Here is a 14,637-nt window from a genome sequence, read left to right as displayed (position 1 = left end):
TCTTCGACTGATTGAGGGAACGCCAACGTTTCAGCGTTTCGATTCCCAGCGACTAATCCTGTGCTTCCCGGGCTTTCAGGACAGCATCGGCGCCGCGGATTTGCCACGGGAACTGATCCTTGAAAGTCAGAACTTTCTGGGAAACAAAGTCGTTCGCGAAAGCCCAGATCTGTTTCGCGTTCGGGCTGCCAGCGAGTTCAACGCCGCTCATCGCCGTCGGGGCCTTCAGATCGAACAGATTCTGATTCATCCAGCGGCTTGCCAGGTCATCGCCCTCGGGTGCTTCCGGGCGATGCTTGCGTAGCAGTTCGACGAAATCCCCGCAGTCCTTATCCACGTCCGACTGGCCTCCCCAAACGACCAGCAACGGCAATGGAGTTGCCAATTTGCCCGAAATCAGCGGCTCCTTGACCAGCTTCCTCAACATCGAGCCCGCAAATTTCTTCGACGGGGAGAACAGGATCATCGACTTGACGTCTTTACCTTGCTTGATCCCCGCAACAGGTTCCCACGACCAATCCGCGATGGCCCAGGCGACAGCGAGATGCGAAGAGTCTCCGACGGCGACGATGTTCAGCAAGTCGATATTGACGATGCCTTCATTGTTCTTCTCTTGCAGAAAACGTTTGCACTGATCGATGTCCGCCACAGCGGATGCCTCTTCTCTTTTGCGGAACTTCGTATGGTCCAAAAGTTTTGTCGTGCCCGCGACGCGGCGGCTTTCTCCATGACCACGCAGGTCGGGAACGATGACTCCATGACCTTTTGATTGCAGGAACAAAGCCAGCGCAAGCATGTCGCTGCGATTTCGCGTCCAGTCATGGACCAGGATAAACGGAGCCGTTGACTTTCCGGGCTCTTCGTCGATTTCGTTCTGAGCCACACTGCTCGCGGGCTTCTTCTTTTTCTTCTTCTCATCTTCAACGATCGGCGGAAACCAGGTCGCGACCAGCTGGATGCCTTCGTCCTTGACCGTCATCGTTACAACTTGCGGAGCAAACTCGTCAGGTTCCGCGTTTTGCTGCTGCCGGTTCGGAGCCCCGTTGGGTGTGACGCCGGGCCGCATGTTCGGATTGGAATTTGGTTGACCGGGCGTCGGTTTCGGTTTGTTGTCCATGTTTTCAAACACGGAACCGCGACGCTGAGCAAAACTGTCGGATGCGAAAGCCAAAATAATCAACGCTCCGAGCACAAAGGCGACCGAAGTCATGCGTCGAAATCGAAAGTGACAGTTTGGGAAATTAAACGTGTTCATGGTTGGCTCTCAGGAAAAATATGCCCGCATCAGGCTCAATTCTAGTGAATTACGGCCGAGCGGCAAAGAAAACCTTTTCGCGAAATTTGGCGAGCTTTCGTATGAGTGCTAGACTGTAAGAAGGGAATCAGGGGTTTTTCTTTGGTAAACATATGCTCAACAGCATCAAGCGTTGGTGGCAAATCAAAACAGGTCGGTACGAGACGCCGTTGGACACCGACGTGCCGTTTTGGATGATCAGCCTGGTCTTTCATCTTGGCTTGATCCTGTTGCTGGCCAAAGTTCTGGTGCCCGAAGCCGCAACGCGAATCATCGGCGCGATCAATGCCGATACCGAAGAAGTCATCGAGATGGATGAACTGATTCCGGAAGAGCTCGATATCTTCGAGACTGAAATCGAAGAGCTTGGCGCTGAATCCGAAGACGAATTAAACGCTGAAGCCGCCGCGACTCCGATGCTGGAGTTTGTATCCGACGAAACAACTGCGGTCGAAAGTCCGGACTTTGAGACCGGAGAAATCTTCGCGGCTGAGTACACGTCCGAAGTCAGCTCAACAGCGCCTGCGCTGGAAGCTGTTTCAGTTCGCGGCGTCGCCGGTAGATCACTCAAACATACCAGCGGTGCGATCGATCGAATCGCCGAAGTCATCCGGGACCGAATGGCCGAGGGCGACCTGATGGTGGTTTGGATGTTCGATCAGTCAGCGAGCTTGCGGGCTCAGCGGAAACAGATCGCGAAACAGTTCGACCGAGTTTATCAACAGCTTGCACGGTTTCAGGAACTGGACCAATCCGTCGTGCAGGATCGCGATTTCAATCCTCCTTTGCTCACCGACATCTATCAGTTTGGCCAAACGGTTTCTCCCCTGCTGCCCGACCCGACCTGGGAGCTGGAAAAACTTCGCAAGGCCGTAGCGTCAGTTCAGCGTGATGACTCGGGAAAAGAAAACGTCATGCAGTCCGTCATGACCGTTGCCAAAAAATATCGCTCGATGGCCCGTGTGGTTCCGCGGACAGGCAAGCCTGAACGGAACGTGATGGTGATTTTGGTCACCGATGAAGCTGGCGACGATGTTCACCTGACCGACCAGGCGGTTCGCTATTGTGTCAACGCAAGAGTCAGTGTTTATTCAATCGGCGTTCCAGCTCCGTTTGGCCGCGAGGAAACGGAAGTCAAATGGGTTGATCCGGATCCCGAGTACGACCAGACTCCGCAAACCGCGATTGTGGACCAGGGCGCCGAAACGCCTCGCCCAGAGAGATTGCGACTTGGATTCGTGAACGGCGGAGAAGACCTCGAGCAAATCGATTCTGGCTTCGGACCGTTTTATCTGACTCGATTGTGCTACGAAACAGGCGGATTGTACTTTGCTGTCCACCCGAACCGGACGGGAACACGTCGGGTTCGCTGGGGCGAAGTTCGAAACTACGCCTCAAAATTGACTTACTTTTTCGACCCGGAAATCATGCGTCGCTACCAGCCCAGCTACGTTTCGGTACAAACTTACAACAGAACTTTGGTCGAAAACCGGGCCCGCATGGCGTTGGTGCAGGCTGCTGAGTTTACTCGCACGGGTCAACCGCTTCGTTCGCCACGATTGCGATTTCCACGACTCGATGAAGGCACGTTTGTGCGTTCGGTCAGTGAAGCACAGCAGGACGCGGCGTTCGTTTCGCCAGCCCTCGATAACCTGATGCGAACTTTAAAGGCGGGTGAAGTCGATCGCGAGAAAGAAGAAGAAGCTCGCTGGCAAGCCGGTTACGACTTGGCGGTTGGGCGTGCGATCGCGGCCAAGTTACGAGCCAGTACTTACAACGAGATGTTGGCGTTGGTCAAAACGTCGCTGAAGTTTGATCCGCCCAAGGACGACAAGACGCCTCAAAACAATACTTGGGTGCTGCGGCCGTCCAACAAAGTCGAAACCGGAAGCCGTGATGCTCAGCTTGCTGAGAAAGCAAAGATGTATCTCACGCGCGTCGTCAAGGATCATCCGGGGACTCCTTGGGCCTTGATCGCTGAAAAAGAGTTGCGAGTTCCGATCGGCTGGGAGTGGCGACAGGCTTATACCGAGCCGCCGAAGCCGCGCGAGCCGGGTATGAACAACGGCAACAACGACAGGGGATTCGAGCGTCGTCCGATGATGAATCGTGATCCCAAAGAACGTCGTCCTGTGCCGCGGCTGTAGGTAGTCTCAACGACTGGTGGGTTGTGCGATGCCCCGCCTATCTGCGGTTGGATCGCCTGGAGTTTCCAAATTGGTCTTTGCGATTGTTGAAGGCAAGGATCGCGATGATCAGAGCGGCGCCGACCAGCAGCATGCCGCCAATCGTCTGTAGAGTCCGCATGACAATTTGCTGTTGAGCCTTCGTTTCCTGATGCGCCACATTCGTCGGTAGTGCTGACGATTCCGCACTTTCATCAGCCGCGTTCAGAAAGTCTCCGTCGTCCGATTGGCCCGACTGGCCCGGAAAGGGGATCGGCTGGTTGCTGCCGAGCGATGGATCCTGCTCCTCCTGCAAAATCAGCCCGCCAGACTCTTGGGCGCAAACAGTCGGCCCCGAAACCAAAAAAAACATTACGAATGCCAACAACAAGGCTGGCGACAGAAAAGTAGCCAGAACAGCGCGCAAAATCATCTACAACAATCCAAAAAACGTTACCCCGAGCAGGATGTCGAGTGTCCCGATCATTCTGCTCTCCCGCTGGCTATCGTAGTTGCCCGCGGACTTCGGGCAATATGGTTGGCAATGAGTGAACGCCCTGAACCGAACGGCTGAACGTGGCCTGGCGTATCCCTGGTCTGGTAAATTCGAAACCTTGAAAAATCGGAGAGCCAATGCCAGAATGAATTCTGTTGGGTCGAGTAAATGGTAAGTCTGCAGCTGTTCCTCTCTCTGGCACCACTTCCTTCCTTCGTGGCACAGAATTCAGGGGCCAATTTATGAGCGTTGTTGACCGGGAACATTTTCTCCAGTGCGTCGCCAAATGTGGCGTGCTCGGAAAGGAAGCTCTCGACAAGTGGCTGGACAGCATCGATCCCGATGTCGGTTCGAAGGATTTGGCCCGCGATCTGATTCGCAAAAAACTGGCGACGAACTGGCAAGCCAAAATGCTCGCCAAAGGCGCCAACCGGCTCACGCTGGGGAACTATCTGCTGACTGAGCGGATGACCAAGGCTGAGTTTGGAGATCGCTTCGCCGCCGTCCATCGTCAACTTTCTCGAGCCGTCTCGATTCAGTACTTGCCGGCAAGCGTCTGCGGAACGCCCGAAGCCAGAAAGAAAGTGTTTGCCTTCGGCAGCAAGCTCGCGGAAATCGATCACCCCAACCTCGTTCACGTTTACGATATCGACGAAGAACGCAATCGAATCTATCTGGTTTCTGAAGCTCCCGGCGGCGCGTTGCTGGAAGACTTTCTTCGCGACCAGGCACCGCTGAAGTTCGATTCGGTCGCTGCGATCCTGGCAGGATGTCTGCGAGGGTTGAAGTTTGCCCACAAGAAAGGCGTCGTGCATGGCGGCCTTTCGGGGAAGACCGTTGTTATCAAGCCCAATGGCGAACCTCAGATACGCGGCTTGACCCAGTTCGCAGTTCAGAATGCGTTGGCAGAGAATCCTGCCGTGGCGAACGATGACCTGACGACTCTTAAGGCCATCGCGGCAACCATGATGGTCGCGGTAGATGACGCTGATCGCGAAAGTGCGGGCTATGTCTCGCTACAATCGGCCATCGGCGACATCGTTACGGATTCAGAAGCTTCGTTGTCGAAGTTTGAACAGATCGTTCGGGAGACCGCTGCGCAGCGCGTCACAAACGGGCTGAATCTCGCTTCGTCGAATGCGGATTCGTTGGAGGCGAAGGGTTCGCTTGATGGTAATTCTGATGCCGGACCCAGTGCCGATGTGGGTTTGCCGCCGACTAAACTTTCTGGCAGTGGTGTTTCGAGTAAGCCTGTTTCGAATAAGCCTGTGCCGTCGGATGCTGGCTCAGATGGCTTCTTGACGTCAATCGCTCGACGAAATCCCGTCGCACTGATTTGCGCAAGCTCGTTCATCGCTCTGCTGCTGATCGGCGGGACCGTTTTGGCTGCATCGCGTCTGGTAGCCAGCCCGACTGGCGTTGCTGTGGCGGACGTTCCTGCAGACGATAGCAAAGCGAAAAAAGTTTCGGCCTCGGTTTCCGATTCGAGGCCCGAAGCCAGTTCTGCCGGTTCGCGGAAATCAGAAAGTTCCCGAAGCAACTCCAAACCCGCCTCCAATCTCAAATCCAACTCTCCAAGCCAAAGCGATTCGCCTGATTTTCGTGATCGCAAGGGTCCGCTTTCAGGATCCGGCGGACTGGCGACAGATGCGACGTTCAATAAACCGGCCACGGAAACGAAAGCCGTGCCGATTGAAGTTGTGCAGAACGTAGGAACCGAGCCGTCAATATTGGCGGATCAGAAGAGTGAGCCCGAGTCAGAGGGAACGTCGACGACGTCCAAAGCGTTTACGATCGAGAACAAAAAGACGTCGGTAGATGTGGAGCAAGTTCTGCAGCCGGGTGCTGATCCGTTCGAGAGTTTTCCAAAGACCGTTGACCTTCCGGAGATTGCGAGTGCCGAGCAGGTTTCGTTGGGCAAGTTGGTCCTTGAGAAGAAGCACTTGCTGGGCGCCGAGCTGTTGTTGTCGCCGATGGCACACAAAAGCCAACCGATGTTTGTCCTGAACCGATCGACCGATGACCGGCAGACCTGGGAGATCGGCTACAAGAAGAAAAAGAGATCCGAGCCGGTCGTGTTTGCGAAACTGCAGAAAACGCCCAACGAGCTTCGATTCAACTGGCTTCCTGCCGCAGCCGAAGTCGAACCCGCGAACTTTATTCGCAACTGCCTTGTCAAACTTTCGACGGCCAAACACTCTCATTGGCTGGCCTTGCGTAAACCGGTCAGGATCGAAGGTTTTCGTTTTGGCAAAAAAGTGGGCAGCGTAAAACTTGAGTTCGAGATTCCCCACATGCCAAATCCGGTTGCAATTTCAGCCACGCTTGGGCCGATGGATTTCGACCGCCTGGATTCGAAAAACTATCGACAGAAAGCCCTGTTGGATCCCGCTGTAATCACTCCCAACGCTCCTGCCCGGATGTACTTTCACGAAGACGCCGATCGATTTTTGTCGCTCGACGTGATCGCGGACATTCGAAAGCAGCTGATCCTGCAAGCCGCGTTGGTGATTCAGGCTTCGCCCGCTCAGCCAGGAATCGTGTTGGAGGATCCCACGGCGTTTCCGCAGCTCGCGGCCCAGATTCGCCAGCGGGCAAAGCAGGAACAGGAAAAATCAAGGTTGGCTCAGGCCAGCAATTTGAAGTCCGATGAGAAACGGGCCTATCGGAGTGCTGCGACGAAAGCCACCGATCAGGCCGAACTGACTCCTTATTACGAACATGTCGTTCCGCAGCTGTTGGAGAAAGACATTCCGGTCACGTTGATGTATGCTCTCGACGACCAGCACCGGATTGTGTTGGCGACCACGGTGGAAATCGAAGAGACGGAAAAAGAGTAGTCAGCGGCAATGACAGACAAAATCAATGTAGGCATCGTCGGGGCAACCGGATACACGGCTCTGGAGCTAATCAAGCTGCTGTTGCGCCACCCGAACGTCCAGATCACAAGGATCACGTCTCGCGACGAAAGCCATCCGCATCTTTCGGACGTGCATACGTCACTGCGCGATCGTCTGGACTTGCGGTTTGAGCATTTGGAAATGGATCGGTTTCCCGAGGGAGTCGATTGCGTGTTCTGCTGTTTGCCTCACGCGGCATCGGCCGCAGTGGTCGGGCAATTGTTGGACGCCAATCTGAAAGTCATCGACTTCAGTGCCGACTATCGACTCAACGATGTGGCTTCGTTTGAAACCTGGTACGGTGTTGAGCATCCGGACGCGGCCAGGATCGGCAGCGTGGCTTATGGGATTCCCGAGCTGTTTCGTGAGCAGATCAAAACGTCCAAACTGGTCGCCAATCCCGGCTGCTTCCCAAGTTCCGCGATTCTGCCATTGGCTCCGCTGTTCAAGAACGGACTCGTTCAAAGCAGCCCTCTGATCGTGGACTCAAAGACAGGCGTTTCCGGGGCGGGCCGTAAAGCGAATCTCAAGTTTCACTTTCCCGAATGTAACGAATCGATCACCGCTTACGGAGTTGGCACGCATCGGCACATGCCCGAGATCGACCAGATTCTGAATCGATTTTGCGGTTCCGAAACGGAGGCTGTTTTTACGCCTCACCTTGTTCCGATGGATCGCGGTATCCTGTCGACCATTTACCTGCAACGCTGCGATGGAATTGAGGAAGATCAGCTAATGGACTGCCTCAACGAGTATTATCGCCACGAGCCATTTGTTCGGGTGACCAGTCAGATTCCGTCCACGAAAGACGTCTCCGGCACGAACTTTTGCGACATTACCGTAAGATCCTGCCGTGGAACGACGATCATTGTCAGTGCCCTCGATAACATGATAAAAGGGGCCTCCGGCGCGGCCGTGCAGAACTTCAACGTAATGCACGGATTTGAGGAAACGCTGGGGCTTCTTTAGTTCGGCGATGCATTAAATTTTCCGGTGGCGTGCAATTCGGTGGAGCCATCGATCCATTTCAGAGCCACCTCGAGGCCGACATCGGTTTTCCGTTTTTTCAACTTTCACTGATCGACCAAGATGCTTCCTTCAGGCTTCAAATTTTCCGGCGTCGCATGCGGCATCAAGGCGTCGGGCAAGAAAGACATTGCGTTAATCACGTCCGATGTCCCCGCAGTTGCTGCCGGGGTCTATACGCAAAACGTGGTTCGTGCCGCGTCGATCGACTGGAATCGACAAATCACGCCGACTGACCATCTTTCAGCCATCGTCGTCAATTCTGGAAACGCCAACGCATGCACCGGCGAAGAAGGCTTTCGAAACAATCAGCAGATGGCATTTCAAACGGCTGGTGCTGTCGAGTGCACATCCGGTCAGGTCTGCATCATGTCGACCGGAGTGATCGGTCATCAGTTGCCGATGGATTGTGTCTCCAAAGGCATCGTTCAGGCCAGTCGCGAACTTGGCGCGGGATCGCAAGATTTTGAGTCCGCCAGCGAAGCGATTCTCACGACGGACAAGGGTACCAAGACGGCGTTTCGAAGTTTCGAATTCGAAGGCGAAACCATTCGGCTGGCCGGAATGGCCAAAGGCGCCGGCATGATCGGCCCGAACATGGCCACGATGTTAGGGATCGTCGTCACGGACGCATCGCTGACTCCTCCGGTGGCTCAGGACATTTTGAAACGTGTTGCCGATCAGAGCTTCAACTGCATCAGCGTCGAAGGACATACCAGCACCAACGATTCGCTGGTTCTGATGGCGAACGGACAATCTCCGGCTCCGATGAAACACTGGAAAGCGATCCAGGCGTTTACCGAGAACCTGACGGAGTTGTGCGTTGAGCTGGCGACTCAGATTCCGGCTGACGGAGAAGGCGCGTCGCACTTGATCTCAATAAAAGTGTCGGGCGCGGAAAATGATCAGGACGCCGACACGATCTGCCGCTCGGTCGCGATGAGCAATCTGGTCAAAACAGCCATCGCGGGTGCGGATCCAAACTGGGGCCGAATCACATCGGCCGCCGGTTTGACGTCGGTGACGTTCAAGCCGGAGCATCTGTGTCTTGCGATCAATGGGTGTTCCATATTTGAGAAAGGCCAGCCGCTGGCTTTCGACGAGAAACAGCTCAGCCAATCGATGAGCGACGAATTTGAGACTTTGATCGAAATCCGGATCGGTTCAGGGCCTGGTGAGGCCAGTCATTGGACTAGCGACCTCAACGAAGCTTATGTGAAGTTCAACTCCCTCTACACGACTTGACAGCAGAATCGTTACAATCGGCAATCACATATTGTGAACCTTGACAATCCGCCTCCCATGCCTACTCTATTTAAGCTCCGGAGGCGATTCACATAGATGGGTGATTTCTTTTCATCGCCTCAATCGACAGCTCCAAACTCTCATACGACTGAATTCTGGTTCGAATGGTAGACAAAAAAGAACAAGCAGCCTCTTCTGACGACAATCTCGTTTCGGGCGAAGAGATTCAGGCTACCGTCGTCGATGACGGTCTCGATCTCGACATCGTTGACGAGTTCAAGGAGGAGGATTTCGATGAAGAGTTTGACGACGATTTCGAAGAGGAGATCGAAGGAGAGTACGATCTCGAAGACGACAAGTATGGCAAAGAATTCGACGAGAACTTCGGCCATCTGACCGATCCGACTCGGGCGAAAAAGAAAGCTCCTGATTCCGCCGGTGCGGCTCAGAAAGCAGCAGCTGCGAAAAAAGCTGCCGCCAAGAAAGCGGCGGACGCCAAGAAATCCAAAGCTGAAAAGGCTGCTGCCGCCAAAAAAGCACCCGTCAAAAAAGCCGCGCCTGCGAAGAAAGCCAAACGGAAAGCGCCTCGCAAGAAGTAGCGTTTCTCTGCCGGTAGCGTTGGCTTCTGGCCACAATGATTGCATTCCTTGCGGCCCCGGAGTGGCTGACGGTCTCTACCGGTAAGTATGCTGATCTTTTGGGCGTTACGCTTGTTGAAGTCGTCGGCTGTTTTGCGCTCTACTTTTTGGGCATCCTACTTCAATCTTTTAAACAATGACTACCAAAAAACCACTAAGCTGGGCTGAATTCGAACGCGTTGAGATGCGCGTCGGCACCGTCGTGTCCGCTGAACCTTTTCCGGAGGCGAGGAACCCCAGCTACCGACTCCTATTTGATTTTGGTGAACTGGGGCAGCGTAAAACCTCCGCCCAGATCACGGATAAATATTCGCCAGAGGAACTCGTTGGTCGGCAGGTGGTCGCAGTGGTTAATTTCCCTCCGAAACAGATTGCCAATATGATGAGTGAATGCCTCGTTCTGGGTGGAATAGAAGGAAAAATAATTACTTTGCTACGGCCGGATGGAGTGGTGAAAAACGGAACCCGGGTAGGATGATGGACGAAACAAACGAAAATATGCCACCGCGGTTCGCGTTCCCCTGTTCGTTTGCGTTCACCCGTTCGTTTGTACCGCGCCTTGTACCATCCCGGTGTCGCGTAATTAGGCCGGCGTTTGGGTCGCATCGGCATTCTGCTGCTTCCCCCATCCTTCTGCGGTCCTGAACCTGTATCGATGACGGTTGTCTGATCTGTCATCGCTTTCTCCCCGAACCTGTGACTTCGAACGCGGGGTTGTGATTCGGTCACGGCTGAGGGATATTTAGCGGTTTGATTTTGCACCCCAAAATTGCGATACGCGCATGTCCTCGCAAGGCGATACCTCCAAATTCAGCTTTCCTGAAAACGAAGTCAAAACGCTCGACTTCTGGAACGAAAACGACATCTATCAAAAGTCGCTGGAGCGACGAAAAGGCGGCCCGAAATACGTCTTCTTCGAAGGCCCGCCGACCGCCAACGGCAAGCCCCACCCGGGTCACTGTTTGACGCGCGCGATCAAGGACCTGTTTCCTCGTTACAAGACGATGAAAGGCTTCTACTGCGAACGCAAAGCCGGTTGGGACACCCACGGTCTGCCGGTGGAAGTCGAAGTCTGTAAAGAGCTCGGCATCCACGCGAAAGAAGAGATCGAAGACTACGGAGTGGAGCCCTTTATCCAAAAGTGCCAACAGTCCGTGTGGCAGTACATGCAGCAGTGGGAAGAGCTGACTCAGCGGCTCGGTTTCTGGGTCAAGCTCGATGAGGCCTACGTCACGTATCACCAGAGCTACGTTGAATCCGTTTGGTGGTCGCTGAAGAATCTCTTCGATCGCAACTTGCTCTACGAAGGCCACAAAATCATCTGGTGGTGGGCTCAGGGCGGAACCGCGCTTTCCAGTGGCGAAGTCGGTCAGGGCTATAAAACCGTTCGCGACCCGAGCGTTTATGTCCGCTTTCCGATGCTCGACGAAGAGAAATTTCCCAACACCTCGCTGCTGGTTTGGACGACGACTCCGTGGACACTGCCTTCGAACCAGTTCGCTGCAGTAAAGGACGATATCGAATACGCTCTCGTCTACGACGCCGAACTCGATCAGAATCTGATCTTCGCCAAAGACCTCGTCGAAACGATCGCGGGTAAGCTCAAACGCGAACTCGAAATCAAATCGACGATGAAAGGTTCGGAGTTGATCGGCGAGCGTTATCGCCCTCCGTTTGACTACTTCTACAAGTCCATGGGCGACCAGACCGGTAAGTTGGTCGATGGCGGAACTCAGCATAAATGTTGGCGGATCACTCAAGCCGATTTCGTGACGACCGACAGCGGAACCGGCGCCGTGCATGAGGCTCCGGCTTTCGGTGAAGTCGACTATGAACTGTTGATGGCGGAGTTGGATCGCTTTGAGCCTGGCGAAGGCCCGGAGCTGATCTGCCCGATCCTTCCCAATGGAAAATTCAATGAACAGGTTCCTGACTTCGAAGGTATGTGGGTCAAGGAAGCGGACAAGCCGATCTTGCGAGCGCTCAAGGATGCCGGCTCGCTGTACTTGCAGGAGCAGTACGAGCACGAGTATCCGTTCTGCTGGCGAGCCGATGACGATCCGTTGATTCAGTATCCGCGTCGCAGTTGGTTCATCCGCACGACACAGTACAAAGACACGATGCTGGCCAACAACCAGGAAATCAACTGGATGCCGGACCACATCAAGGACGGTCGCTTCGGAAACTTTCTCGAAAGCAACGTCGACTGGGCGTTGTCGCGCGAACGTTACTGGGGCACGCCGTTGCCGATCTGGAAATGCGAATCCACCGGTCGTTACGATGCGGTTGGCTCCTATGATGAACTGCTGCAAAAGCCTGGCTTGAGCGGAACAGAAGTTTGGGAGTCCGCGAAAGCTGCCAATCCTGAACTGGTCGAGGACCTCAAAGTTCACAAGCCCTACATCGATGCGGTGACTTACGATTCGCCCTTCGAAGACGGTGCACGGATGAAGCGTGTGACCGAAGTCATCGACTGCTGGTACGACAGCGGCGCGATGCCGTTTGCTCAGTGGGGATATCCGCATCAGGGGAAAGAGGAATTCGAATCTCAGTTCCCGGCCGACTTCATTAGTGAAGCTCTCGACCAAACTCGCGGCTGGTTTTACTCGCAATTGGCAATCAGTTCTCTGCTGTTTGGTGACGACGAAGGCAGTGAAGCCAAAGTCGATTTCCCACATCCATTCAAAAACTGCATCGTGCTCGGCTTGATGTTGGCCGAAGGCAGCGTATGTGTGAAGTGCGGAAAACGTCATAGTTCAGACGCGAAAAAGTGCGAAGATTGCGGCTCAAAAGTCGTTCGCAAAACCGAAAAAATGTCGAAGCGACTGCGGAACTATCGTCCGCCGAACGAGATCTTCGACCTTTACGGTGCGGACGCGTTGCGTTGGTATTTCTTCGCCAATCAACCGCCGTGGACGTCAATCATCTACAGCGAACGGGCGATCAAGGAAAGCATTCCCGAATTCCTGCTGCGGATGTGGAACGTGTACAGTTTCTTCACGCTCTACGCCGGCATCGATGGCTTTGATCCATCGTCCGTGACTTCGCCGGGCGAACTCGGACATGAAGACCTGGCTTCCGGCGAAGGGTTTCGACCCGTCGGTGAACGTAGTGAGCTTGATCGTTGGATCATCAGCGAGCTGAATCGTACGATCGCTGAAGTCACCAGCGCGATGGACGCTTACGACAACTACGGAGCCGCTCGTTCGTTGAATCATTTCGTCGACGTGTTGAGTAACTGGTACGTGCGTCGCAGCCGTGACCGTTTTTGGGCCAAGGACACGAAGGATCCGAACAAGCTGGATGCGTATTGGACGCTGTACGAATGTCTGGCGGCGCTGGCCAAATTGAATGCTCCATTTGTGCCTTTCATCACGGAAACCATTTGGCAGAATTTGACTCAGTCGTTCCGTGACAAAGGTGCCGAAGTTCCGCTGAGCGTTCACTTGTGTGACTATCCTGTTGCCGACGATTCGCTCTACGACGAAGACCTTTCGCGCCGCATGGAACTACTGCGGCAGATTGCGTCGCTTGGTTTGTCGGCCCGGATGAATGCGAAATTGAAAGTGCGTCAGCCGCTGTCGGGCGTGACGGTGGTGCTGACTTCTGATCAGGATCAAGCCTGGTTGGAGCAGCATGCGGAGCTTTTGAAGACCGAGCTGAACGTACGTGACGTGACGTTTACACTCGACGCGGACGAATACGTGACCTATCAGGTCGTGCCGAACTTCAAGGCACTTGGCCCGCGGGTCGGCAGGCTGATGCCGAAAGTAAAAAAGGCGTTTGGTGAAGCAGATGGCGGTGAGATGTTGGCTGCTTTGACGGCCGACGGCAAGGCTTCGATTGACGTCGAGGGCGAATCGATCGAGCTGACCAACGACGATGTCGAAGTTCGTTTGCAAGCCAAAGAAGGCTGGGCGGCGGCACAGGGTGCTGGCGTGGTGGTCGTGCTGGCGACCGAGCTTACGCCTGATCTGATTCGGGCTGGTATGGCTCGCGATCTTGTGCGTCTGGTTCAGGATCAACGCAAAGCAAACGATTACGAGCGAACTGATCGGATTGCTTTGGTGATCTGCACCGACGACGATGATTTCAAAAAGGCGATCGAGGAGAACCGTGATTACCTCTGCGGTGAGACTTTGGCGGAGACGCTGGAAGTGAAATCTCTCGCCGACGCAGGATCGGATTTCGTCGAAAAATCGATTGGGGAAGTCATTGTGAAACTGGGTCTCGCAGTGGCAAAATCCTGATGCCGCGACCGATCAAAATCGCAGTTCTGATTTCTGGCGGCGGCACCACGCTGAAAAATCTCATTGTGCGAATCGATGCAGGTTCGCTCGATGCCGAGATTGCGTTGGTCGTTTCCAATAACCCTGACGCAAAGGGACTCAATTTCGCACGTGAGGCATCGATTGACTCAAAAGTCATCTCTCACAAGGAGTTTGACGGTCGGCATTCGTTCAGCGAAGCGATTTTCGATGCACTGCGAGCCAGCGGCGCCGAACTGATCGTGATGGGTGGCTTTCTGCGACAGCTTTCCATTCCTGACGATTTTGAAAACCGGATCATCAACATTCACCCCAGCCTGATTCCGGCGTTTTGCGGCAAAGGCAACTATGGGTCTCGTGTTCATCAAGGCGTCTTGGACTATGGCTGTAAGCTAACCGGATGCACGGTGCACTTCGTTGACGACGACTACGATCATGGCCCGATCATCGCCCAGGCTTCGGTGCCGGTGGAAAGCGGAGACGACGTAAAGTCGCTTGCAGCACGGGTTTTTGCGGCCGAATGTGAATTGCTGCCCAGCGTCATCAACCGAATCGCAAATGGCGACGTATCTGTTGCCGGTCGCATTGTTTCGGTGCGTTAATAC

Annotated in this window: 10 protein-coding genes; 8 read left to right on the top strand and 2 right to left on the bottom strand. The window is 54.4% G+C overall.

Annotation, left to right across the window (positions count from 1 at the left end; genetic code table 11):
- Positions 1-52: 52 nt before the first annotated feature.
- Entirely contained in the window at positions 53-1,255 is a 1,203-nt protein-coding gene (locus MFFC18_RS16930) for a hypothetical protein (RefSeq protein ID WP_148618945.1), read from the bottom strand.
- A 152-nt stretch (positions 1,256-1,407) separates the two neighbouring features.
- On the opposite strand from MFFC18_RS16930, the gene MFFC18_RS16925 reads away from it, so the two are divergent.
- Positions 1,408-3,441 carry a vWA domain-containing protein gene (locus tag MFFC18_RS16925; protein WP_075086191.1) on the top strand — a complete coding sequence of 678 codons (2,034 nt, stop codon included), beginning with the start codon at positions 1,408-1,410 and terminating at the stop codon, positions 3,439-3,441.
- 37 nt (positions 3,442-3,478) lie between these two features.
- Here the strand turns inward: MFFC18_RS16925 and MFFC18_RS16920 are convergent, their stop codons facing one another.
- Positions 3,479-3,892: a hypothetical protein gene (locus tag MFFC18_RS16920; protein ID WP_075086192.1), complete on the bottom strand. Its 414-nt coding sequence runs from the start codon at positions 3,890-3,892 to the stop codon at positions 3,479-3,481.
- A 305-nt stretch (positions 3,893-4,197) separates the two neighbouring features.
- Between MFFC18_RS16920 and MFFC18_RS16915 the strand changes: the two genes are divergently transcribed.
- From MFFC18_RS16915 to purN, 7 genes are all read left to right on the top strand, one after another.
- Positions 4,198-6,795 (top strand): protein kinase domain-containing protein, encoded by a 2,598-nt coding sequence (locus MFFC18_RS16915; RefSeq protein ID WP_075086193.1) that lies wholly within the window; start codon positions 4,198-4,200, stop codon positions 6,793-6,795.
- 9 nt (positions 6,796-6,804) lie between these two features.
- Complete coding sequence (gene argC / locus MFFC18_RS16910) at positions 6,805-7,824, top strand: N-acetyl-gamma-glutamyl-phosphate reductase (RefSeq protein WP_075086194.1); 1,020 nt, start codon at positions 6,805-6,807, stop codon at positions 7,822-7,824.
- Positions 7,825-7,944: 120 nt separating this feature from the next.
- Positions 7,945-9,126: a bifunctional glutamate N-acetyltransferase/amino-acid acetyltransferase ArgJ gene (gene argJ / locus MFFC18_RS16905; RefSeq protein WP_075086195.1), complete on the top strand. Its 1,182-nt coding sequence runs from the start codon at positions 7,945-7,947 to the stop codon at positions 9,124-9,126.
- 164 nt (positions 9,127-9,290) lie between these two features.
- The gene (locus tag MFFC18_RS25300) at positions 9,291-9,725 is read left to right on the top strand and encodes a hypothetical protein (RefSeq protein WP_075086196.1); all 435 of its coding nucleotides are present in this window, start codon (positions 9,291-9,293) and stop codon (positions 9,723-9,725) included.
- Positions 9,726-9,900: 175 nt separating this feature from the next.
- Positions 9,901-10,242, top strand: a complete 342-nt coding sequence (locus MFFC18_RS16895; RefSeq protein ID WP_075086197.1) for a tRNA-binding protein — start codon at positions 9,901-9,903, stop codon at positions 10,240-10,242.
- Positions 10,243-10,546: 304 nt separating this feature from the next.
- Positions 10,547-14,014, top strand: a complete 3,468-nt coding sequence (ileS, locus tag MFFC18_RS16890; protein WP_075086198.1) for an isoleucine--tRNA ligase — start codon at positions 10,547-10,549, stop codon at positions 14,012-14,014.
- Complete coding sequence (purN, locus tag MFFC18_RS16885) at positions 14,014-14,634, top strand: phosphoribosylglycinamide formyltransferase (protein WP_075086199.1); 621 nt, start codon at positions 14,014-14,016, stop codon at positions 14,632-14,634. Before ileS ends, purN begins: the two co-directional genes overlap by 1 nt.
- Positions 14,635-14,637: the final 3 nt, after the last annotated feature.

The organism is Mariniblastus fucicola (assembly GCF_008087665.1).
Taxonomy (GTDB): Bacteria; Planctomycetota; Planctomycetia; order Pirellulales; family Pirellulaceae; genus Mariniblastus; species Mariniblastus fucicola.
This window is presented reverse-complemented; position numbering and strand designations above follow the sequence as displayed.

Excerpts from the sequence above, each read along its gene's own strand:
- argJ (WP_075086195.1), top strand. The coding sequence starts at position 7,945 with ATGCTTCCTTCAGGCTTCAAATTTTCCGGCGTCGCATGCGGCATCAAG.
- MFFC18_RS16930 (WP_148618945.1), bottom strand. The coding sequence starts at position 1,255 with ATGAACACGTTTAATTTCCCAAACTGTCACTTTCGATTTCGACGCATG.
- argC (WP_075086194.1), top strand. The coding sequence starts at position 6,805 with ATGACAGACAAAATCAATGTAGGCATCGTCGGGGCAACCGGATACACG.
- purN (WP_075086199.1), top strand. The coding sequence starts at position 14,014 with ATGCCGCGACCGATCAAAATCGCAGTTCTGATTTCTGGCGGCGGCACC.
- MFFC18_RS16895 (WP_075086197.1), top strand. The coding sequence starts at position 9,901 with ATGACTACCAAAAAACCACTAAGCTGGGCTGAATTCGAACGCGTTGAG.
- ileS (WP_075086198.1), top strand. The coding sequence starts at position 10,547 with ATGTCCTCGCAAGGCGATACCTCCAAATTCAGCTTTCCTGAAAACGAA.
- MFFC18_RS16925 (WP_075086191.1), top strand. The coding sequence starts at position 1,408 with ATGCTCAACAGCATCAAGCGTTGGTGGCAAATCAAAACAGGTCGGTAC.
- MFFC18_RS25300 (WP_075086196.1), top strand. The coding sequence starts at position 9,291 with ATGGTAGACAAAAAAGAACAAGCAGCCTCTTCTGACGACAATCTCGTT.
- MFFC18_RS16915 (WP_075086193.1), top strand. The coding sequence starts at position 4,198 with ATGAGCGTTGTTGACCGGGAACATTTTCTCCAGTGCGTCGCCAAATGT.
- MFFC18_RS16920 (WP_075086192.1), bottom strand. The coding sequence starts at position 3,892 with ATGATTTTGCGCGCTGTTCTGGCTACTTTTCTGTCGCCAGCCTTGTTG.